At 68.2% G+C, this 20,904-nt stretch carries 14 protein-coding genes and 1 pseudogene; 10 read left to right on the forward strand and 5 right to left on the reverse strand.

Annotated elements, in window-relative coordinates:
* The first annotated feature begins 158 nt into the window (after positions 1 to 158).
* Positions 159 to 1,247 (forward strand): serine hydrolase, encoded by a 1,089-nt coding sequence (locus ACXJLH_RS28230; RefSeq protein WP_457447733.1) that lies wholly within the window; start codon positions 159 to 161, stop codon positions 1,245 to 1,247.
* Positions 1,226 to 2,128 carry a S66 peptidase family protein gene (locus ACXJLH_RS28235; RefSeq protein ID WP_457447735.1) on the forward strand — a complete coding sequence of 301 codons (903 nt, stop codon included), beginning with the start codon at positions 1,226 to 1,228 and terminating at the stop codon, positions 2,126 to 2,128. The genes ACXJLH_RS28230 and ACXJLH_RS28235 overlap by 22 nt, the downstream gene beginning before the upstream one ends.
* A 176-nt stretch (positions 2,129 to 2,304) precedes the next feature.
* Here ACXJLH_RS28235 and ACXJLH_RS28240 read toward each other — a convergent pair whose 3' ends face one another.
* On the reverse strand, positions 2,305 to 5,217 hold the full coding sequence (locus ACXJLH_RS28240; RefSeq protein ID WP_457447737.1) for a TonB-dependent receptor plug domain-containing protein: 2,913 nt from the start codon (positions 5,215 to 5,217) through the stop codon (positions 2,305 to 2,307).
* A 202-nt stretch (positions 5,218 to 5,419) separates the two neighbouring features.
* Here ACXJLH_RS28240 and ACXJLH_RS28245 point away from each other — a divergent pair, with 202 nt between their 5' ends.
* From ACXJLH_RS28245 to ACXJLH_RS28260, 4 genes are all read left to right on the forward strand, one after another.
* Positions 5,420 to 6,352 (forward strand): ornithine cyclodeaminase family protein, encoded by a 933-nt coding sequence (locus tag ACXJLH_RS28245; RefSeq protein ID WP_457447739.1) that lies wholly within the window; start codon positions 5,420 to 5,422, stop codon positions 6,350 to 6,352.
* A complete protein-coding gene (gene dacB, locus ACXJLH_RS28250) occupies positions 6,352 to 7,767 on the forward strand; it encodes a D-alanyl-D-alanine carboxypeptidase/D-alanyl-D-alanine endopeptidase (protein ID WP_457447741.1) in 1,416 nt (471 codons plus the stop codon). The genes ACXJLH_RS28245 and dacB overlap by 1 nt, the downstream gene beginning before the upstream one ends.
* Before the next feature lie 211 nt (positions 7,768 to 7,978).
* Complete coding sequence (locus ACXJLH_RS28255) at positions 7,979 to 8,551, forward strand: FxDxF family PEP-CTERM protein (protein ID WP_457447743.1); 573 nt, start codon at positions 7,979 to 7,981, stop codon at positions 8,549 to 8,551.
* A gap of 561 nt (positions 8,552 to 9,112) precedes the next feature.
* A complete protein-coding gene (locus tag ACXJLH_RS28260; protein WP_457447744.1) occupies positions 9,113 to 10,963 on the forward strand; it encodes a hypothetical protein in 1,851 nt (616 codons plus the stop codon).
* 44 nt (positions 10,964 to 11,007) lie between these two features.
* Here the strand turns inward: ACXJLH_RS28260 and ACXJLH_RS28265 are convergent.
* The 3 genes and pseudogenes from ACXJLH_RS28265 to ACXJLH_RS28275 form a co-directional block, all read right to left on the reverse strand.
* Positions 11,008 to 11,160 (reverse strand): annotated as a pseudogene (locus tag ACXJLH_RS28265) (IS701 family transposase); the annotation flags it as partial.
* A 79-nt stretch (positions 11,161 to 11,239) separates the two neighbouring features.
* Positions 11,240 to 12,526, reverse strand: a complete 1,287-nt coding sequence (locus tag ACXJLH_RS28270; RefSeq protein ID WP_457447746.1) for a glycosyltransferase family 4 protein — start codon at positions 12,524 to 12,526, stop codon at positions 11,240 to 11,242.
* A gap of 31 nt (positions 12,527 to 12,557) precedes the next feature.
* Positions 12,558 to 13,595 (reverse strand): S66 peptidase family protein, encoded by a 1,038-nt coding sequence (locus tag ACXJLH_RS28275; RefSeq protein ID WP_457447748.1) that lies wholly within the window; start codon positions 13,593 to 13,595, stop codon positions 12,558 to 12,560.
* Positions 13,596 to 13,840: 245 nt separating this feature from the next.
* On the opposite strand from ACXJLH_RS28275, the gene ACXJLH_RS28280 reads away from it, so the two are divergent.
* The 3 genes from ACXJLH_RS28280 to ACXJLH_RS28290 all read left to right on the forward strand — a co-directional run bounded on the left by ACXJLH_RS28280 (position 13,841) and on the right by ACXJLH_RS28290 (position 18,585).
* Complete coding sequence (locus ACXJLH_RS28280; RefSeq protein ID WP_457447749.1) at positions 13,841 to 16,681, forward strand: peroxidase family protein; 2,841 nt, start codon at positions 13,841 to 13,843, stop codon at positions 16,679 to 16,681.
* Positions 16,682 to 16,860: 179 nt separating this feature from the next.
* Complete coding sequence (locus tag ACXJLH_RS28285) at positions 16,861 to 17,094, forward strand: DUF1653 domain-containing protein (protein ID WP_457447751.1); 234 nt, start codon at positions 16,861 to 16,863, stop codon at positions 17,092 to 17,094.
* A gap of 30 nt (positions 17,095 to 17,124) precedes the next feature.
* Positions 17,125 to 18,585 (forward strand): C13 family peptidase, encoded by a 1,461-nt coding sequence (locus ACXJLH_RS28290; protein WP_457447753.1) that lies wholly within the window; start codon positions 17,125 to 17,127, stop codon positions 18,583 to 18,585.
* Here ACXJLH_RS28290 and ACXJLH_RS28295 read toward each other — a convergent pair whose 3' ends face one another.
* Positions 18,586 to 19,176, reverse strand: a complete 591-nt coding sequence (locus tag ACXJLH_RS28295) for a hypothetical protein (RefSeq protein WP_457447755.1) — start codon at positions 19,174 to 19,176, stop codon at positions 18,586 to 18,588. It abuts the gene before it with no gap.
* A gap of 88 nt (positions 19,177 to 19,264) precedes the next feature.
* Between ACXJLH_RS28295 and ACXJLH_RS28300 the strand changes: the two genes are divergently transcribed.
* Entirely contained in the window at positions 19,265 to 20,239 is a 975-nt protein-coding gene (locus ACXJLH_RS28300; RefSeq protein ID WP_457447757.1) for a helix-turn-helix transcriptional regulator, read from the forward strand.
* The last annotated feature ends 665 nt before the right edge of the window (positions 20,240 to 20,904 follow it).

Genomic DNA, 20,904 nt, shown 5'->3' on the forward strand with positions numbered 1-20,904 from the left:
AAGCCGCCCCTCGCCCCATCTCGCCTCGCTGAACGCGGGCGCGCCCGGTCGGTCCCCCGCGGGGACGGCGATGCTTGCGGCATCGAGCCGCAAGCACATCGCCCAAGCGGGCCGGCTAGGGAGCGGCCCGGCGCTCGGCCCGTGAATCAACAATTGCCATGACCGAAGACGATCTTGCCCAAGCCCTGCGTGCGGCGGTGCTGGCCCAGCATTTCGAGCAGACGGCCGACAGCCTGCGTGGCGGCGAGCCGCTGGATGCCCCGCCCAGCATCGACCTCGCAGTGGCGGTTTTTCCGCGCGACGGCAAGGCGCCGGTCTGCGCCAATGTGCTGTTCTCGCGCGAGCATCCGCAGGGGCTGATTGCGCGCTTCGATGCCACCACCGGTGCCGTCGCCAACATCGCCTTTCATGCCGACGTGCGCGACGCCAAGGGCGATTCCTACGCCTGGCTGCCTGGCGCGGACTGGACTCGCATCGACTTCCCCGCCTGGTTCGGCAGCGGGCCGCGCTTTGTCGCGCCCTATCCGGCCTCGCTGCTGAAGATGATGGTGGCCGTCGGCATGGGTCATCTCGTCGATGCGGGTCGCAGCGACTGGGCGCTGCCTCTGAACTTCACGGGCAAGACCCGCGCAATGGCCGACTGGCTGTTTGACATGATCACCGTCAGCAGCAACGAAGCGACCTCGGCGCTGGTTGCCCATCTGCACGAGCGCGGTGCCGTCCGTCGCGAAGGCGGCCGCGAGGTGCACAACGAGATGCACGAGTTGTTCGCTGCCGCTGGCCTGCCGGGCTTGATGATCGCCAACACCCAGCCCGATGGCGGTTGGGGCAATGCGGCCGGCTCGGGCGTGGGCCAGATCCAGATGACGGCCTGGGATGCACTGCGGCTGATGTGGCGGCTGGACGCCAACGCGCCGGCCGTACCAGCGCTTGTCAGCCCCGCCTGCCGCGAAGTCATCCGCCGCGCGCTGGACGCGCAAAAGCTGCATCACAACCTCAGCAGCGAGTCGCTGCGGTCCCTGCCGGGCTGGGTGCCCGGCATCCCGGTGCACTTCGCGCACAAGACCGGCAACACGCAGAACTACACGAGCGATGCCGGCATCGTCCACGACGGCGACTTGCACTACTTGATTGCGGTGACCACCAGCCTGGGGATGCGTTACGCACCGCATCCGGAGGCTTCGACAACCTGGAAGCTGCCGGCCCTGGGCGCAGCCGTTCACCAATGGCTGAAGACGAATTCTTGATCCCGCCGCTGCGCCCGGGCGCATGCGTCGCCGTCATCGCGCCGGCCGGCCCGCCCAAGCCAGGTCGGCTCGATTCAGTTGAAGGCTGGTTGTGCGAGCGCGGTTATCAAGCCCGTCTGTTGCCAAGCTGCTTCGGCCCGCCACCGCTGGACTTCCTCGCCGCACCCGACGTCGTGCGCCTGGCCGACGTGCACACGGCCTTTGGCGACCCGCAGTTCGACGCCGTGCTTGCACTGCGCGGCGGCTCCGGTTGCATCCGGCTGATGGATGGCATCGACCTCGGCCTGCTGGCGCACACGCGCAAGCTGCTGATCGGCTACAGCGACCTGACCGTGCTGCATGCACTGCGCAGCCAGGCGGGCATCCCGTCCCTGCACGCGCCCATGCCGGCCAGCGACTGGGGCCTGCCCGGCGCGCAAGCCGACACCGATGCGCTGTTCGAGGGCCTGGCCCGCGGTTGGCGCGTCGGTGACGTCATCGGTCAGGCTCCACCACATGCGCTCAGCCACGGCGGTAGCGCAAGGGGCCACCTGATCGGCGGCAATCTGGCGATGTTCTGTGCGTTGCTCGGCACGCCTTATCTGCCCGATGCCGACGGTGCCTTGCTCTTCATCGAGGACATCAGTGAAGAGCCCTATCGTGTCGACCGCATGCTGACCCAATTGCGCCTGGCCGGCGTGCTGGACCGCATTGCCGGCCTGCTGGTCGGCAGCTTCAGCGGCGCCGAGAGCCCGGCCGCTGTGCTGGCCGATCACCTCCCGCGTCTGCGCTGCCCGGTGCTCGCCGGCTGGCCTTCGGGCCATGGTCAGCCCAACCGGCCGCTGCCGTTGGGCGTAGCCGCCGAGATGGCCGTCGCTGCCGGCACGCTGACCCTCGTGTGAACGGCCTTCTCGACTGCGAAGCAGCCGAGTGAGGAGGGCCAGTCACGCGCCGCCAGGCGTGCCGCGCTTGCGCGGGTTGGGCCGCCTCGCGGCACAACTGGCACTCATCAAAAAAACAGCCCCGACACAGGCGGGGCTGGAAACCGGCTTCCGGGGCCGGCAGGGAGTCAGAGGGGTCAGAACATGCGGTACTCAAGGCGCAGCGTGAACGAGCGGCCGCGCGGGTCGGCCACGCGCGGTTCCCAGCTGGAGCCGGCGCCGGTGTTGGTGTCGTAGGTGACGCTGAACGGCGGGTCTTCGTTGAGCAGGTTCTTGATGCCGGCCGTGATGGTCAGGTTCTTGATGCCGCCGTAGGCCAGGCTGGCGTTCAGGATGGAGTAGGCCGCCACGCGCGGGTTCCAGTTCGCCGGCGTCACGGTGCCGTTAGCCACGCCGGGCAGCACGAAGTCCTGGTAGCCGGTGCGGTAGACATGCTGGAACGTGGCCGCCCAGTCGCCCTCGGTGCGGGTCAGCGTGGCGGTGTGCTTCCAGCGGATGCCCAGGTCGCCGGCGCGGGTGAAGCGGCCGACCTCGCTGCTGCCCATCGGCGCGCTCGGCACCAGGCGCGACTTCTTGTCGAGCAGGTAGGACACGTCGAAGCTGCCCGTCCACGCCGCGCCGAAGGCGTTGGTGTTGCCGCGCAGGCCCAGTTCCAGACCCTTGGTGTTGGTCTCGCCGGCGTTCACATAGCGGGTGTCGACGGCGAGGAGCTTGCCGCTGCCGTCACGGATGAAGTTGTCCTTGAAGTACTGGTAGTTCTCGGCCAGCGTGGTCAGGCCGAAGGACTGGATCGTGCCGGTGCGTTCGATCGACCACCAGTCCAGGCTGGCCACCAGGTCTTTCGTTGGCTGGAAAACGACGCCCGCGCTGTACATCTTGGCCTCTTCAGGGCCCAGCGTCGATTTGCCGCCGAACAGGGTGCTGAAGTCGCGCACGGACTGGCAGCCCGGCGTGTTGGAGACGACGCGCGAAGAGCAGGTGGCCGGGTCGGTGAAGTCGGCGCCGACGAAGGTGCTCTCCGTGATCGGGTCGAACATCTGCTTGAAGGTCGGCACGCGGAAGCCCGTGCTGTAGGCCCCGCGGAACAGCAGCTGCTCGGTCGGGTTGTACCGCAGCGAGACCTTGGGGTTGGTCGTCGAGCCGAAGCCGGTGTAGTCGTCGCGACGGATGGCGCCGGTGATCTCCATGTCCTTCATGACTGGCACGGCCACCTCGGCGAACACCGCCTTGATGGTGCGCTTGAGGGTGCCGGCCGTGGCCAGTGCGTTGTCGAAGGGCACGTTGAAGATCTGTGCGGCGACGGTGTTGGCATTGGAGCGCTGGTCGCCGTCGAACTTGTACTTTTCGGTGCGCGAGTCGACACCCAACGCAGCCATCACCGTGCCGCCAGGCAGCTTGAACACCGGGCCCGACACGGTCGCGTCGGCCTGCTCCATCGTGAATTTGCCGCCGTACAGCGTCACGCCCTCGGCTTTGATGGCGTCCAGCGCTTTCAGGGCCTCGGGCGTCTGCGTCAGCGAGAAGGGATTGAGCACGCCGGTGTTGATCAGGTCGGCGAAGGGCTGCCAGTAGTGATAGCCCTTGCCGACCGTGGAGCTGCCTTTGCTCTCGGCGCGCGAGAAACCGACGCGGTAGTCCCAATCGGTGAGGAAAGGCAAGGCACCGTCCGCGCCGACCAGGAAGCGCGCGGTGTCGGCCGTGGTGTCGATCTCGCGGTTGCCGCAGGGCATGCAGCGCCAGCGGAAGGCCATCGGCAGGCCGCGGTTGACCTCCAGCGCCGGGAATGACTTGACCAGTGCGTTGAACACGTCGTTGTAGCCTGCGCCGGTGCTGGGGTAGCGCAGGTTGCGGAAGGGGCTGGGGTAAACAGTGCCGGCCAGATTGATGGTGGCGGTGCCCGAACCGCTGGTGATCTGGTTGGGCGAGAAGCTCTTGGTGGACTCGGCCCGGCCCAGCACGGCCTCGCCGAACACGCGGTGGTCGCCCAGCTTGAAGGTCAGGCGGCTGACGAGGTTGGTGTTCTTGATCGGCTGCTGGATGACGGCGGCACGGCCGGTGTCCCAGGCGCAGCCGTACTTGGACGCCGCGGTGGCCCAGAGCGTCTCCTGGTAAGGGCTCATGCCATCCACCGACGAGCAGCCGGCGCCGCCGGGCAGGTCGAGGATGTTGATGCCGTTGACGCGCAGCGCCGGGTTGGCGAAGTCGAACGGCCCGGCGGTGTTGTTGCCACCCTGGCTGAGCACGTTGCCCAGCGCAGCGCCGGTTGGCGTGGTGCCGGCCACAGCGAACAGCGTCGCAATCGGCGTGCCGCGCGTGTCGGGCGACAGGCCGCGATCGGGCTGGTAGGTGTTGACGAAGTCGCGCTGGTCGCCGCGCAGCACCTTGTTGTCGCGCACCGACAGCGAGGCCAGGAAGTTGAAGCCGTCGGTATCCAGGTTGCCGTAGCCGGCCGTCACCGAGGCGCCGTAGATCTCGCCGCCTTTTTGCTGCGGCACGTCGGCCAGCGCGTTGATCGTCACGCCGCTGTAGTTCTGGCGCAGGATGAAGTTGATGACGCCACCGATGGCGTCGGTACCGTAGATGGCCGAGGCGCCGTCCTTGAGGATCTCGACGCGGTCGATGGCGGCGAAAGGAATCTGGTTCAGGTCGACCGTGCCGCCGTTCAAGCCGTGGGCCGCCACGCGGCGGCCGTTCAGCAGGATCAGCGTCGCGTTGCTGCCCTGGCCGCGCAGGTTGGCGCTGCTGGCGCCGTTGTTGCCGCGCGCGGCGCCGTCCACCACGTCGGCATTGCCGGCCAGGTTGTCCAGGCCGTTGCCGTTGATGTTGAGCTGCATGATCATCTGCTCGGCCGACGCGATGCCGGCCCGCTCCAGCTCACGCCGGCTGATCACCTGGATGGGCAGGGCACCCTCATCCTTGATCCGCTTGATGCTGGAACCCGTCACCTCGACGCGCTCCAGTCGCGCGCTGTCGTTCTGCGCCAGGGCAGCGCCGGTATGGCCGGCGAGGCCGACGATGGCGAGCTGGGTTGCCAGACGATTCAACTTCATCTCAAGGACTCCTGCATGTGATTCGATTGCCGCCGATGTTCGCTGGCGCGCGGGGGAGCGCCCAGGGGGCCGCACCCCAGGTGTTGCGCGCTGTTCAATGAATGCTTGTGCGCTGCACATAACCTGCGGGAATGCGTGCTGATGTGAAAGCACGCGCACGGTGCGCGGCGGCCCTCATACAGTGCCGGCGGAGGTTTTCTTCATGCGATTGATCACTGAGGCCGATGTCGCGGCCGTACTCGACCCGGACAGCGCCGTGGCCGCCCTGCGTGCCGCCTTTGCCCAGCACGGCCGCGGCCAGGCGCAGGTGCTGGCCCGCCACCGTGCCACCGCCACGCAGGGCAGCGCCGCGCTCGCGATCAGCGCGATGGGGGCCATCCTCGACGCCGACGGTGAGTTGCCGGCGGTGCTCGGCACCAAGGTCTATTCGGCGCGCAACGGCAAGTACCACTTCCTCGTCAGCCTGTTCTCGGCCGAGACCGGCGAGGCGATTGCGACGCTGGAGGCCAACGAGTTCACGCGGCTGCGCACGGCCGCGGCCAGCGCCGTGGCGGCCGACCTGCTGGCTTTGCCAGAGGCCAGGACGTTGGCCGTCTTTGGCGCCGGCATCCAGGCGCGAGCCCATGTCGAGGCGCTGACGCGGGTGCGGCGCTTCGAGCGCGTGCTCGTCTGCGCGCGCAGTGGCGGCGAGGCCTTCGCGAGCGACATCGAGGCGCAGATCGGCTTCCCGGCCCAGGTTGTGGACGCCGCCACGGCGGCTGCCGAGGCCGAGGTGGTTGTCACGGCGACGCGCTCGGCCACGCCTTTGTTCGGCGGCGCTCTCGTCAAGCCCGGTGCCTTCGTTGCCGCGGTTGGTTCCAGCACGAAGACGGCGCGCGAGCTGGACGATGCGTTGCTGGCCCGTGCGGCCCTGGTCGTCGTTGAATGGCGCACCGCCGCCGAGCTGGAAGCCGGCGACATCGTGCAGGCCGTGCCGGGCGTCATCGCGCCCGAGCGGCTCGTTGAGCTGGGCGAACTGATCGTCAGCCCGCGTCCGCGCGAGGCGCAGGACATCGTCGTCTACAAGAGCGTGGGCATCGGCCTGGAGGATGTGGCCCTGGCCCGCTTCGTCGCTTATTCCCTGGGGCTGTGCTGATGCGCGCCTGGCTGCTTGCTGCCGCGCTGGCCTTGACCGGCTGCGCGACGACCTCGGTGCCCGCCCCCGTACAGGCTGCGCTGACCAAGGCCGGCCTGCCGGCGGAAAGCCTCGGCTTTGTGCTGCAACCGCTGGACGGCTCTCGGCCGGCTCTCAGCCAACGCGCCGACGCGGCGATGGCGCCGGCCTCGACGATGAAGCTGGTGACGGCGACCGTCGCCATGGACAAGCTCGGCATCAACCACCGCGGCCGCACCGAGCTGCTGGCAGGTTCGGTTCCTGTCGGAGGGACCATTGACGGCCCGTTGATCCTGCGAGGAGGCGCCGATCCCGACCTTGACTGGCCGGCGTTGTGGTGGCTGCTGCGCCAGCTGCGCGAAAGCGGCGTGCGCGAGATCCGCGGCGGCCTCGTCATCGACCGCACACTGTTCAAACCGACCCGCTTCGATGTCGGCCTGCCGCCCTTCGACGATGCCCCCGAGTTCGACTACAACGTCATCCCCGACGCCTTGCATCTCAACGGCAGCCTGCTCGACTTCGAGCTGCAAGCCACGGCCACCGGCGTTACGGCGCGCGCCCTGCCGGCCCTGCCAGGGCTGAGCGTGGATGCGAGCTCGATGACCTTGTCAGCAAGGCCGTGCAAGGACTGGGACGAGGATTGGAAACCCGCTCTTGTCCAGCCCGCCAGCGAGGGCTGGGCGCTGAAGCTGCAAGGGGCCTTCCCGGCCGGTTGCCACCAGCGCGCCCCGCTGCAGATCGTCGACCGGCAGTGGCTGGCCATACGGGCCGTGCGCCAGCTCTGGGCCGAACTGGGCGGCAGCGTGGGGCCGGGTGACGCCGAGGCGGCCGCGCCGGCCGGCGCCGTCGTGCTGGCCACGCACCGCGGCCGGCCGCTGGCCGAGGTGCTGCGCGGGGTGATGAAGCGCAGCGACAACGCGCTGACGCGGCTCATCTACCTGCAGCTCGGCGCCCAGGCGGCGCAACCCGGCGAGCCGACGCTGGCGGCGTCTGAGCGCGTCGTGCGCGACTGGCTTGCGGGCCATGGCGTCGACACGGCAGCGCTGGTGCTGGACAACGGCTCGGGCCTGTCGCGCGGCGAGCGGGTCAGCCCGGCCCTGCTGGCCGGCGTGCTGCGTGCGGGCCAGCGCGGCGCCCAGGGGCCGGAGCTGCTCGGCACCTTGCCCATCGCCGGTGTCGACGGCACGCTGTCACGCCGCCTGAAGGACGGCCCGGCCACGGCCCGAGCGCGGCTCAAGACCGGCACGCTGCGCGATGCCGTCGGCCTGGCCGGCTTCGTGCCGGATGCGTCGGGCAAGCCCTGGGTCTTCGTCGCGCTGCTCAACCATCCCGAGGCTGCGGCCAAGGGGCGGCCGGTGCTGGATGCGCTGGTGGAGTGGGTGGCAGGGCAGCGCTGAAGGCTTGATCCCGAGCGGCGTCAGGCGGCGGCGTTTGTTGGCCGACTGACCGCGCTGCAACACGACCCGTCGACATCACGCCGGATCGTGTGTGTCAATCGCCTTGCCGAACCCCTAGTTGGAAAGTTGCTTAAGCCGCAGCGTCACCTATGTTTTCTGCTCGGCACCCGGTTAGGTATCGGGCGCCATGCCAAGGCAACAGGAGATCGCGATGGCTAGATTTGCAGGGTTCAGGCAGGCGGCATTGGCATTGGCATTGGCCGCGACGTGGTTCGCGACAATGGTGGGGCAAGCGCACGCGATGACCCGGGAGGTCGACTTCAACGTGCTCAATGCCACAGCGACGCTCCAGGGAACGTTCGGCTCTGGCGACACGCTGATCGTCGACACGGTGGTGACGCAGGAAACCGGCGCGCTGTCGCAGAGCGTCACGTTCACGCTAGGGGCGGGCATCACCGGCTTGACCGGGCGTGCGGTGTGGGAGATCTCGACTGCCGCCGGCCCGGGGCCGCGCCTCGTCGGCGTCAACATCGACATCTTCGATGCCAGCAACACCCTCGTTATCAGCGATGCGTTCGGTGGTGTCCTGGCCGGATACGCCGTGTCGACCTTCGACGGGGCCATCGGTCCCGGCACCTATCACCTGGTGGCCAATGGCACTGCAGTGCGCGATGCGGTGCTCAATATTTCCATCAGCGCGGTTCCCGAGCCGCGCACCTACGCGTTGCTGCTCGCCGGGATTGGGGCGGTGGGTCTGCTGGCGCGCAGGCGGCGCTTGGGTTGAGGCTCTTGGGCGTGCGGCAGGCGGTCCGTCGCAGTTGCGTCGGGACGTCCCACCGTGACGGCAGCGCCTTCATCGGGCAAGCCAGCGCAAGGACTGAGGGCGCCGCCGGGAAGGCGGCTTCGGCCGTGGCCCTCAGGCGACGGCCGGCGCCAGCAGGCGCAGCGTGACGGCGTCGGCATCCATCTGGGCCATCGCTCCCACCGGCACGGTCAGCTTGCGCTTGATGCGGCCGATGGTTGCGCCGCGGAAGACGGGGACGTTCAGAGGCAGGAAGTAGTCGTCGCCGGGCTCGCGCGTCGTGAAGCGAGCCCAGCACGACGCCGACCCGGCGTTGTCATCCCGCGGTGCTCACCGGCGACTCGGCAGCTGTCTTCGTGCCGATCGGGCGTTGAAATCCATGCGTAGACGCTTGCGACGCAATGGCCACAGGCGCGGGCGCTTCGTGCCGCCGCCTGAGCTGCTCGCGGCGAACGCGCGGAGGCGGGATTCCGTCGAAACGGGAGCGACGTCCAGGTTTTGCGTGATGGTCCTACGATCCCAATCCCCAGCCGGGATATCTCCATGCGCTTGTCGCTACTGTCGCTCCTCATCGCCTGCCTGACGATCCAGCCTGCGCCAGCGCAGGCCGATGCGGCCGATGCGCCAGTCACGGTCAGTTTGTCGGTCAAGAGTGGCCGAGCGGCGTTCAAGGCCGGCGAGCCCATTGCGCTGGATCTGAGATTTCGCGCGCTGCAGGCGCCGGAGCGCATCGTCACCAATTCGCTGGGTGACTACCTCTCTGACGAGGTCGTCATCACGGCGCTTGATGGCAGTCCTCCCGCCGCGATCGATCGCGAGCGCTGGATGCCGCAGCAGCATGACGTGATCAACCGGCAGGCTGTGCCTGAGGGGCAGGAGTTGTCGGTACCGCTGGTTCTCGATCAGCGGTACCGCTTCGATCGCCCGGGGCGTTATTCGGTGCACGTCGTTACTCGGCGGGCGGGACGCATGACACTCACCACGAACGACGTCACGTTTGCCGTGGAGATGCCGTCGCCCGATGAGGATGCGACGCGCGTCCGCATGCTGGCTGCAGAAATCACCGGCGCGCGGTCAGGGCGCAAGTCGGAGGCGGCCATACAAGCGCTGGCCCGAATGTCTTCCGATGCCGCGACGCGGGCCAAGCTCGATCTGGTTCTCGAATCGCAAGGCGCCAATCCGCACCGCATCGATGCCTTGCGGGGGCTTTGGCATGCCAGCGACCGTCAACGAGTCATCGAGGCGCTTGAAAAGGCAGTCATGGACCCGGCGCTGGCGCGCACGGATCTGATCGACGACCTCGTGCTCCTGAAGAGCAGCGTCGAGGCTTCATGGCCGGCGGATTGGGCGGCAGACGCCGCGCTCAGCAAGCGCATCCGCGCGGCGGCGCTGCATCGACTCGCTGCGACCCTGCCGCTGCGCGATGGGGAGTCCCGTCTGCAGGCCAGTTGGCTGGTTCTCGAACTCTTCCGCGGCGACGCAGCGGCCATGGATGTGACCGACTTTGTCGTCGCTCGGGATTTCATTGCCGCGCATCTCGACAAGTTGCAAAGCTACCAACTGGTCGGCTTGGCGCGCGACTTCCGCGGCGCCTTCGACGGCCTCGCCGTCGTCGCCGCGTTGCAGCACTACCTGGACGCGCATCCGGACGACGCCAACGCGCTGAGCCTGGCCGTGAACCAATATCCCGACCTGGCCCAGCCTTATGTCGTCCGCCACGCGTGCGGCGATCACCCGATGTATTTCGAGCAGGTCCGAGACTTGCCCGTGGCGACGCTGGCCGATGTAGACGATTGTCTTCGCCGCAAGCTGCTGAAGGAGGCGCCGACAGCGGCAACAACCTCCGGTCAGATCGGGCTGGGTGTGACCCTGGCTTTCGTGGCGCGTTTCGCCACACCGGATCTGATCCAGGACGTCGCCCGGCTGATGCCCTCGCTTCAGGGGCGCTGGTTGCCCAATGCCAGAGCTGCCGCGCTTGTCTACCTGATGCGCTGGGACCCCAAGACCTATTCGGCGCAGTTCGAGGTCGCTGCGCAACAAGACGAGGGCGATGTGATGAGCTACACCGCCAAGGTCACCAGCCACTTACCCGCTGACGCGATGCGCGCCTTTTATCGCAGGACTCTGGAGAACGGTTCCGCGCACGACACGGCGCAGGCGGCGATGGTGCTGGCCAGCATCGGTGCAGCGGACGACCGGCCGTTGTTGAACGCGCGCCTGCAGCGCCTGCGCGAGGCACTGCGGGCGGGCCGAGGCTCTCATGATGACGAGAACCTGGAGGCGTCCTTGGTCTTCGCGATCCTCGACGGCTACGGCTGGCCGCGGGAGGAAGGTCTTGCGCTGGTGGCGACGTGCGTTTCCTCTTTCTGCAAGACAAGCTTTCACGTTCAATGACCTGCGCTGGGGTGCGTGACAGTCGATCCGGCGCCTTCGGGATGCCGGAGCTGTTGCGTCATCAAGAAGCCGTAAGCGGTAATGCTCAGGCTGGCGTGATGATGGAAGCCCCGCCAGCCTCTGCCTTCGTAGTGCCCCAGCCCAAGCTGCTGCTTGAGGTCTTGGTAGTCGCGCTCGATGCGCCAGCGCATCTTGCCCTCCAACACCATGCTGGATGCGCTCGTGAACTGGGTCACGGCGCAGCGCTGACGGCGCGGCCTTGCGACCGCCGCTGGTTCACTGCGCCGGTGGCGACGCCAGCGACCGAGCCACGACCGCCTCGTTGCGTGCCATCACCGCCGACCAATCGAATTCCAGCCGCGCACGCGCCAGCCCGTTGCCGGCCAGGCGGCTGGCCTGCGCCGGTGTGCGCAGCAGCGACCTGATCGCCGCGGCCAGCGCCTGGGCGTCGCCCGGCGCCACGAGCAGGCCGTTGTCGGCGTCACGCAGCACACTCGGCGTTCCGCCGCTGGCGGTGGCCACCACGGGCACGCCGGCGGCGTTGGCCTCGCACAGCACCCGGCCCATGGTCTCCACGTCGCGCGCGCCGGCGTGGTGGCTTTCGTAGCTGGCCAACGCAAACACGTCGCTCGCCCAGTAGTAGCGGGCAATCTTTTCGTGCTGTACACGGCCCTCGAAGCGCACCACGTCAGCCAACCCCAGGCGCGCGCAACAGGCCTCGTAGGCTCGGCGGCGGCGGCCGTCGCCGACGATCAACAGGCGGATGGCCGGGAATTCACCGCGCAACCTGGCGAGGGCATCGAGCAGAACTTCAACGCCCTTCTTTTCGACGAGCCGGCACACCGTCAGCACCACCTGCGCAGCCTCGGGCACGCCGAGCTCCGCGCGCGCGGCAGCCCGCGCACCGGGCGGCGGGCGGAACTCGCCAGCGGCGACCCCACCCGAGACGACCTCGATCCGCTCGCCCGCCACGCCAATCGCCCGCAGCAGGTTCGCCGTGTAGTCGCTGTTGGCCAGGATGCCGTTGTGGGCCGCCGCGGCGTGGCGCATCACGCGGTGGCGGCCGTCACGGAACAGGCGGTCGACCCAGTCGGGATGCTGGCCATGCTCCAGCCACCAGCTCAGTGCACGCTGCATGGCCGCCGAGCCGATGGCCCGGCTGCCCCAGGGATAGGGATAGCCCAGCCAGGGCCGCAGCACGTCGTTGCCCACCGAGCGACAGACGACCGGTACGCCGGCGCGCGAGCGCAGCAGGCCGTAGAACACGGTCGATGCATAGATCGCATCGGGCCGGAACACGCGGATGCGTTCCAGCAGCAGCTCCTGGTTGTGCCAATAGCCCAGCCGCGACAGGACCCGATGCACCGCATGGGAGCAGCCCCCGTCGAACGCGCGCGCGGCCTCGGCCATGGCCGGGTCGGTCACGCGATAGGTCAGCACTTCCACGCAGGCGGCGTGGCGCGCGAAGTGCGCCGCCAGATACCTCGCGTGCGTCTGCATGCCGCCGATGGCGGGCGGCCATTCGGTGAGGATGAGCAGCAGGCGGGGTCCGCTGGCACGCATGCGGCAGTCTGGGGGCCGGGCGCCGGGGAACCTAGGCCACGGCCGGGCTCAGCAGCCGGATCGTTCCCGCGTCGGCATCCATCTCGGCCGGCGCACCGACCGGCACGGTCAGCTTGCGCTTGATGTGGCCGATGGCCGCACCCCGGTAGACCGGCACGTTCAGCGGCAGGAAGTAGTCGTCGAACACCTCGTCCAGTGTCAGGCTGCCGTAGCCCTCGCCGGGCTCGCATTTGGTGAAGCGGCCGAGCACGACGCCGCTCAGTTGCGACAGCGCGCCGGCCAGGCGCAGCGTGGAGAGGCAGCGGTCGATGCGGTAGATGTACTCGTTGATGTCCTCGAGGAAGAGCAGGGCGCCACGGCAATCGGGGAAATAGGCCGAGCCGGCCATCGACGCCAGCACGGTGAGATTGCCGCCCACCAGCCGGCCTTGCGCCTTGCCGGGGCGCACGGTGGTGATGCGCTCCTCGCGGGCGATCAGGTCGTCCACCGGCTTGACGATGGGGTTGCGCAGCACGGCCGCCTCGGCATTCATCGCGATGGCCCTGAAGCTTTGCACCGAGTAGTCGTTCCATTCCGACACGGCCACGGGGCTGTGGAAGGCGACGAGGCCGGTCTGGCGGTGGATGGCGTTCACCAGGCAGGTCAGATCGCTGAAGCCGCCGAAGAATTTCGGCTTGCGACGGATCAGCTCGTAGTCGAGCTTGTCGACGATGCGGTTGCAGCCCGAGCCGCCGGTCATGGCGAGGATGCCGGCCACGGAATCGTCGGCAAACATGGCGTTGATGTCGGCGGCACGCTGGGCGTCGGTGCCGGCGAAGGGCCCACGGCGTGCGGCGACGAATTCGCCCGGCTTGACCTTGAAGCCCAGGGCCTGCAGCACCTCGACGGCCATCTTCAGCGGCTCGCGCTCGAAGGTGGCGTTGGCGGGGCTGACGAGGCCGATCGTGTCGCCCGGGCGCAGCCGCGGCGCGAGCAATGGCCCGCCCGCGGCGCGCACCGGTTGGGCGGCGGCCAGCAGGCCGGCCGTGGCGGCGCTGAACTGCAGGAGTTGACGGCGTGACGGGTTCATATCGCTCGCAAACAATCAGAGATGAGGGGCTGGCCGCGTGCTCGGTCGCGCGGATTCGACGATTTGCGCGGCATTGTGTGCGCCCTGGCGGCATCAGCTGCCGCGGCCTGTTGCCAGTCGCGTGCAAGGGCAGGCACGGGTGGCTGTCCTCAAGGTGAATTTTTCGGGGCCTTCGAAGGATTGACGCTATGGCCGTAGCCTCGCTATGTTGCGCGATCTGCGAAGAACAAGACGAGGAGAAGCTCATGAAGCATGCACTCACCTGGCTGCTGCTCACGCCGATGCTGCTGGCCGGCTGCATCAGCACCACCCCCCAGGCCAGCCTGGACGACACCAGGAACTGCACGGCCATGGTGGCCGGGGGCTTTCGCAAGGTGGCCGACGAGCGCGGCGAGCGCTTCAATGGCAAGGTCGGCGAAGAGGTGGCGCGCTGCCGCGGCAGCGACAAGGCCGCGGCCTTCCGCAACACGCCCTATGTCGACTGGTCCAACTACTGGGCCACCGGCGACAAGGCCACGCTGCTGCCGGGAACGAATGGCGTCGGGAGTCATCTCGGGCCCAACGGCCGCGGCGTCGACGGTGCGCTGCTGGACCTCGAGTACCAGCGCATGGAGCTGATCAAGTTCAACCTGTTCGACAACTCCGGCAGCTTTGCCGACTACGCCCTGGGCCGTGAAGGCGTGGCGGGCGCGGCCGTCAAGACCTGGCCCTCGATGCGGCTGGCGGCCGATTCGCCGTTCTACGCGGCGGTGGGCGGCGACGGGCCGCAGCTCTGCCAGGGTGATCTGATCCGCTGGCGCCAGCTCAGCGGCGTCTGCAACGACATCCGCAACCCCAAGATGGGCTCGGCCGGCGCGTTGTTCGCGCGCAATGTGCAGTTCGAGGCGACCTACCCCGACATCAGCGACGACGCCCTGGCGCGCAACCGCCATGGTGACCGCATCGCGTTGCTGCAGCCCGACCCGCAGCTGATCAGCCGCAAGCTCTTCACCCGCGCGCAGAGCGACCCCACCAAATGCCGCGACGGGCAAGGCCTGCCCGGCAATCCGGTGGACGCCAACTGCGACTACCAGAAGGCGCCTTTCTTCAACGTGCTGGCGGCCTTCTGGATCCAGTACATGACGCATGACTGGTTCTCCCACATGGAGGAGGGCCGCAACGAACCCAAGTGGATGCCGGTGGGCTGCACGGGCGATGCGGCCAAGCTGGGCTGCCGGCCCGATGACCGCATCGACCGCGCCTTTGTCGCCGACGGCAATGCGCCGCCGCGCTACACGGCGGCTGACGGAACCAAGCCGCTGGCACGCGCCTTCCGCACCCATGCCAACAACAACACGGCCTGGTGGGACGCCTCGCAGATCTATGGCTACAACAACGTCTCGCGCCAGCGCGTGAAACGCGACCCGGCCGACCCGGCCAAGCTGCTGATGCCGCCCGGCGCACGTGGCGGCGCGGGCGAGGCCCTGGGCCAGTTGCCCGTCTTCGCGGCGAACGACCCCATCCTGCCGCAATGGGCCGGCCAAGGCGCGGCAGCCTTCCCCGACAACTGGAGCATTGGCGTCGGCTTCTATCAGACGGTGTTCTCGCGTGAGCACAACGCCTTCGTCGCCGAGTTCCGCCGCCGCGCCGCGGCCACGCCGGATGCCGACTCGGGCCTGCGCGACCCGGCGAACCCGACAGCCGTGATCCGCTACCGCGACGTGTCGCCCGACGTGCTGTTCGAGGTGGGGCGCCTCGTCGTCGCCGCCGAGATCGCCAAGATCCACACCATCGAGTGGACGACGCAGCTGCTCTACGACGAGCCCCTGTACCTCGGCATGAACGCCAACTGGGGCGGCCTGTTCGAAGGGCATCCGTTCGTCGAGAACGCGCTGGAAGCCATCGTCGTGCAGAACTACGGCAAGAGCACCGACGCCAAGAAAGCCGGCCAGTGGTATTCGGCCCTGGCCTCGGGGCCGGGCATCTTTGGCCTCGGTGCGCGGGTCTACAAGGACGACAGCTTCTTTGCGCGCCATGACGCCAAGAAGGACGATATCTGGAACCTCGCCAACCCCGACCACGTGAACGGCGGTGTCAACCACTTCGGCTCACCCTTCAACTTCCCCGAGGAGTTCGTCAGCGTCTATCGCCTGCATGCGCTGGTGCCGGACCTCATCGAGCTGCGCCATTGGGACAGCGACCCCAATCGCATCGCCGCCAAGGTGCCCGTCATCGAGACCTTCCGTGGCAAGGCCACCGGCGCGCTCGCCAGCGAAGGCGCGGCCGACTGGGCCCTGTCCATGGGCCGCCAGCGCCTGGGCCTGCTGACGCTGGGCAACACGCCGGCCTTCCTGCAGAACCTGGCGATCCCGCGGCTGCAGTCCAGCACCGGCAAGATCGACGTCGCGGCCCTGGACATCATCCGCGACCGCGAGCACGGCGTGCCACGCTTCAACGAGTTCCGCCGCCAGTACGGACTGCGCCAGCTGACGAGCTTTGATGATTTCATCGACGCCCGCCTGCCGGCGGATTCACCCGAACGCGCGCGCCAGCAGAAGGTCATCAACGACCTGCGCGGCATCTATGGCCAGCACAAATGCGATGCGAAGAAGGTCATCACCGCCGCGCAGAGGAACCTCGACGGCAGCCCCATCAACGACTGCCTGGGCAAGCCCGACGGCAGCCTCGTGGACAACATCGAGGACGTGGACACGGTAGTGGGTTGGCTCTCGGAGTTCACGCGGCCGCATGGCTATGCGATCTCCGAGACGCAGTTCCAGGTCTTCATCCTGAATGCGTCGCGGCGCCTGTTCAGCGACCGTTTCTTCACCAGCAGTTTCCGCCCCGAGTTCTACGGCAACCTGGGCATCGAATGGCTGATGAACAACGGCCCGAGCGGCAAGCAGTTCGAGGCCAAGGAAAGCAACGGCCACCGCATCGAGGTCTCGCCCTTCAAGCGCGTGCTGCTGCGCACCGTGCCCGAATTGGCGCCCGAGCTGGCGCATGTGACCAACGCCTTCGACCCCTGGGCGCGTGACCGCGGCGAGTATTACGGCCTGGGCTGGCAGCCGCGCCGCGGCGCGGAAAGCGACCCCGCATTCCGGTGAACCCCTCGTCCAGTCTCGCCCCGCTGCACGCGGGCGTGCCCAGCCGGTCCCCCGAGGGGACGGCGATGCTTGCGGCATTGAGCCGCAAGCACATCGCCAGAGCGGGCCGGCTAGGGAGCGGCCCGGCGCTCGGCCCGCAAGAACGTCGGTACGTCGACCACTGAGGTGAAATCGGGGGCATGAGCTCAGACTTGCCCCCGCTGCCCCACCTGGCCCCCGGCCGCTACCGCCATTACAAGGGCGGCGAATACGAGGTGCTTCATGTGGCCCGCCACAGCGAGACGCTGGAGGTCGTGGTGTTCTACCGGCCGCTGTACAACGACAGCGGCTGGTGGGTGAGGCCTTACGAGATGTTCACCGGCACACTGGAGGTTGACGGCGTCGTGCGGCAGCGCTTCGAGCGCATCGGCTAGAGACGATGGCCGGTAGGGGAGGGCGGGTGGATGAATGAAGAAGATCAGGCGCAGGACGCGCCTGCAGGCGGGCCGTTGCTGACGGCTGCGGCGCTGGACGACGGTGCACCCGCAGTGGGTGGCGCGTCATGGCTGCGCGAAGGCGCGCGCGTGCTGGCGTTCCGCGCGCCGCGCTGGGAGGGCCTGGAGGCTGCGCCGGTGACGGTGGCGGCGCCGATCCTGGCGGGCTATCTGCTGCAGTTCATCGCTCAGCGCGTGATGATGCAGGGCGCGCCGATGTTGCTCTGGCAAGGCTTTCTCGCAGGTTGGGTGGGCATCGCCATCATGGCCTGGCTGTGCTGGGTGGTGGCGCGGTCTCGCTCGGCACAAGCGCCAGCGACGCCAAGGCCAGCCACGCTGTTTGCACTGGTTTGCATTGCCGGGCTGATGCTCGGCCTGTTTTCCGGCGGTGTCTTTCTTGGGATGCGAGCCGCGCTCGATCCGTTTGAGAGCTGGCCCCTGAGCCTGCAGCTGACGGCATGGCTGGTGCCCTTGTGCTGGGCTGGCCTGACGCAGCTCGTGCTGCTGTGGCGGGCGGCGGGTTCCGGGCTGGCGCGCGGTGCTGCCCTGCTGCTGGTCCCTATCCCGCTGATGCTGAACGGCTGGCTCGCGCCGCCGACATTCTGGTGGGCCGAGCCAGCGGCCAGTGCCGAGGCGGACGTCGAACCCGAGGTCGGGTTGCCGTTGACCGACGAGACCATGGGCAGGCAAGCGCAGCTCATCGCTGTTGCATTGCAGGGCCTGCGACCACCGCAGCCGGGCCGGGTCAACGTCTACGCAGCGACCTACGCGCCCAACGCCTCGGAAGACGTCTTCATGCGCGAGAGTGCCACCGTTGCCAAGACGATGCGCGAACGCTTCGGCGCGGACGGTCGTCTGGGGGAGCTGGTGGCCAACCGCGCCACCACTGACACGCTGCCCTGGGGCACGCCGGCCAACCTGCGCCAGACCATCGCCCGCATGGCCGCCGTGATGGACCGCGACCGGGACGTGCTCTTTCTGCACCTGACCTCGCACGGCGGCCGCGACGGCAAGCTGGCCAACGACACCTGGCCGCTGAAGACCGAGCCCGTCACGCCCGACCTGCTCAAGCGCTGGCTGGACGAAGCCGGCGTGCGCTGGCGCGTGATCTCGGTGTCGGCCTGCTACTCGGGCAGCTGGATCGCGCCGCTGGCCGGCGACGGCACGCTGGTGATGACGGCGGCCGACGCGGACCACACCTCCTACGGCTGCGGCAAGCGCTCCGAGCTGACCTTTTTCGGCCGGGCGATGTACGAGGAGGCGCTGCGCAAGACCTGGTCCTTCACCGAGGCACATGCATGGGCCCGCCAGGTCATCGAGGTGAGGGAGAGGGAGGCGGGCAAGAGCGACGGCTATTCCAACCCGCAGATCAGCGAAGGCGCCGGCATCCGCGGCGTGCTGAAGCGGCTGGGGGAAGAGCGTGCGCGCTGATCACGCCACCCGCGTCCAATCCATAGACCAGTCCATCACCCAGGTCTTGCCACCGTCGCGCGATGCGGCCTGCTGCCAGCGGCAGCTCGTCGGCGTGATGCGGTCCCAGACGCTGCGGTAGATGACGGTCTTGCCGTCTTCCTCAGACTGCTCCTGGAAGATGCCCGCCCCGCCTTCGAAGCTGCCTGGCAGACCTTGTGCGCCCAGCTCGCCCGAAGCGGCGTTGACCCAGAAGTCCGACCACTGCGCCTTCTTCATGTCCAGCAGCCGCAGGCCCATGCCGCCGAACTGCCGTGCTGGGATGCGCAGCTCCTCGACGCTGCAGACGCCGGCCAGGATGGCGTGCACCGTGGCCTCGCCCTCGAAAGCATCCCAGACACCATTGCGACGCCTGTGGTTGAGGATCTTCCAGCGGCCGCTCAGGAAGTCAAAGTCGCCGGGCTTGCCGGGCGTGCGCGTGGTGGGCAGGGCGCCCGTCATGGCCGGGCCGGGCTGGGGTTCGGCGGGTTCGGCAGGCGCGGCCCTGCTCGGCGTCAGCGCAAGGGCTGCGGCAGCTTGCAGCAGGCGGCGGCGTTCGGAGTTGTCGGTCATGCGCATCTCGTGAGTGAGTGGAGGTGGCGCATGCTGCATGGCATGACATGACAATCGGCGTCATGTTTTGCGGAACATCATCCAAGGCATGCGCGCCAGCCGACTCCTCTCCATCCTGATCCTGCTGCAGCTGCGCCCGCAGATCACGGCGCCGGCGCTGGCACGCGAGTTCGAGGTGTCGGTGCGCACCATCCTGCGCGACATCGACGAGCTGTCGGCCGCCGGCGTGCCGGTCTATGCCGAGCGCGGCCGCAACGGCGGCTTCAAGCTGCGCGAGGGCTTTGCGACGCGGCTCAACGGCCTGCTCGGCGACGAGGCCCAGGCCCTGCCGCTGCTGGGCCTGCCGGGTGCGGCCAGCGAACTGGGCCTGGGCGGCGCGTCGCAGCGGCTGCGGCTCAAGCTGCAGTCGGCGCTGCCGGGCGAGAGCGCCGCGCTGGCCGGCCGGTTGCAGGCGCGGCTGCATGTGGACCCGCTGGACTGGTACCAGGGCGGCGAGCCGGCAGCGCACCTGCCGGCGCTGGCCCAGGCGGTGCTGGAATGCCGCCGCGTCGAACTGCGCTATCTGAGCTGGAAGGGCGAACGGGATTGGCGCGCCGAGCCGCTCGGCCTCGTGCTCAAGGGCGGCAGTTGGTATGCCGTCGCACGGGCCGGGGCGCGCACGCTGACGCTGAAGGTCGCCAACATCCAGTCGCTCAGCGTTGGCGAGGAGAGCTTCGAGCGCCCGGCTGACTTCGATCTGTCGACTTGGTGGCAGGCGTCGCTGCAGCGCTTTGAGAGGGAGTTGCGGCCCGAGGTCGCCGTCATCCGCATCACCGCCGAGGGCCGCCGGCGGCTGGCCGAGAAGGGCAGCTATGCCGCCCAGGCCGTGGCGGCCGCGGTGCCCGAGAAGCCGGCGGGGCCGGAGCGTTGGGCCAAGGTCAAGTTGCCTATCGAGAGCGTGGACCAGGCGGCGCGGCTCGTGATGTCACTGGCGCCGGAGGCTGAAGCGATGGAGCCGGTGGCGGTGAGGGCGAGGGTGGCGGAATGGGCAGGAGAGTTGGTGCGGCGTCATGCAATGGCATAGGCAACTCGCTGCAGTGCCATCAGGCGGAGAACTTGTAACTTCGCGCCGCTTTTTTCGATGTTTTATTGGCATAGTCATTGCCCATCAAACACTTGCAACGGCTGCTCCGGTTTTATGCAGCAGTGGCTGTCGCCCGAGAACACGTAGAAAGACGGAGACATAGATGTCGGATAGGCGGAGTGAGACACGAAAACGGTACCTTGGCATCGGCATCGCATTGGGCGTGGCTGTAGGTGCTGGTTTCGGAGTCGCGCTTGGTAACTTGGCGCTTGGTGTCGCCATTGGCGTTGCTCTCGGAGTTGCGTACGGCGTCTTCATTGGCAAAAAGATCGCCGATGCAACCTCAAGGGCGGAAGGTGATCCTCATTCCTAACCATTCATTGCAGCCGACCCTAGCCGGCTTCGCCGTCCGGTCGGCTGAATTCAGACGTTGAGGCTGTCAAATAACCTGAAGTCGGGTCGCCACCGATTCATTTCTTGACGCCTAGTGCGTCAAATGAGCGGACTCGTTCAGGAGTCCCGCGATGCCCCGCTACAAGCCCTGTGATCGCCACGCGCTGTTGCTGCCGGTGGTGCTGTCAGAACAGATCTTGCCGGGCAGCTTCGCCTTCGCGCTGGACTACCTGGTTGAGCACGAGCTTGATCTGACGGCACTGGATGCGCGC

This window comes from Roseateles sp. P5_E4 (genome assembly GCF_054049255.1).

Bases quoted from the DNA above. Each gene is read 5' to 3' on its own strand.
- ACXJLH_RS28290 (WP_457447753.1), top strand. From the start codon at position 17,125: ATGAATGAAGAAGATCAGGCGCAGGACGCGCCTGCAGGCGGGCCGTTG.
- ACXJLH_RS28275 (WP_457447748.1), bottom strand. From the start codon at position 13,595: ATGAACCCGTCACGCCGTCAACTCCTGCAGTTCAGCGCCGCCACGGCC.
- ACXJLH_RS28255 (WP_457447743.1), top strand. From the start codon at position 7,979: ATGGCTAGATTTGCAGGGTTCAGGCAGGCGGCATTGGCATTGGCATTG.
- ACXJLH_RS28245 (WP_457447739.1), top strand. From the start codon at position 5,420: ATGCGATTGATCACTGAGGCCGATGTCGCGGCCGTACTCGACCCGGAC.
- dacB (WP_457447741.1), top strand. From the start codon at position 6,352: ATGCGCGCCTGGCTGCTTGCTGCCGCGCTGGCCTTGACCGGCTGCGCG.
- ACXJLH_RS28230 (WP_457447733.1), top strand. From the start codon at position 159: ATGACCGAAGACGATCTTGCCCAAGCCCTGCGTGCGGCGGTGCTGGCC.
- ACXJLH_RS28295 (WP_457447755.1), bottom strand. From the start codon at position 19,176: ATGACCGACAACTCCGAACGCCGCCGCCTGCTGCAAGCTGCCGCAGCC.
- ACXJLH_RS28235 (WP_457447735.1), top strand. From the start codon at position 1,226: ATGGCTGAAGACGAATTCTTGATCCCGCCGCTGCGCCCGGGCGCATGC.
- ACXJLH_RS28300 (WP_457447757.1), top strand. From the start codon at position 19,265: ATGCGCGCCAGCCGACTCCTCTCCATCCTGATCCTGCTGCAGCTGCGC.
- ACXJLH_RS28285 (WP_457447751.1), top strand. From the start codon at position 16,861: ATGAGCTCAGACTTGCCCCCGCTGCCCCACCTGGCCCCCGGCCGCTAC.
- ACXJLH_RS28260 (WP_457447744.1), top strand. From the start codon at position 9,113: ATGCGCTTGTCGCTACTGTCGCTCCTCATCGCCTGCCTGACGATCCAG.
- ACXJLH_RS28270 (WP_457447746.1), bottom strand. From the start codon at position 12,526: ATGCGTGCCAGCGGACCCCGCCTGCTGCTCATCCTCACCGAATGGCCG.
- ACXJLH_RS28280 (WP_457447749.1), top strand. From the start codon at position 13,841: ATGAAGCATGCACTCACCTGGCTGCTGCTCACGCCGATGCTGCTGGCC.
- ACXJLH_RS28240 (WP_457447737.1), bottom strand. From the start codon at position 5,217: ATGAAGTTGAATCGTCTGGCAACCCAGCTCGCCATCGTCGGCCTCGCC.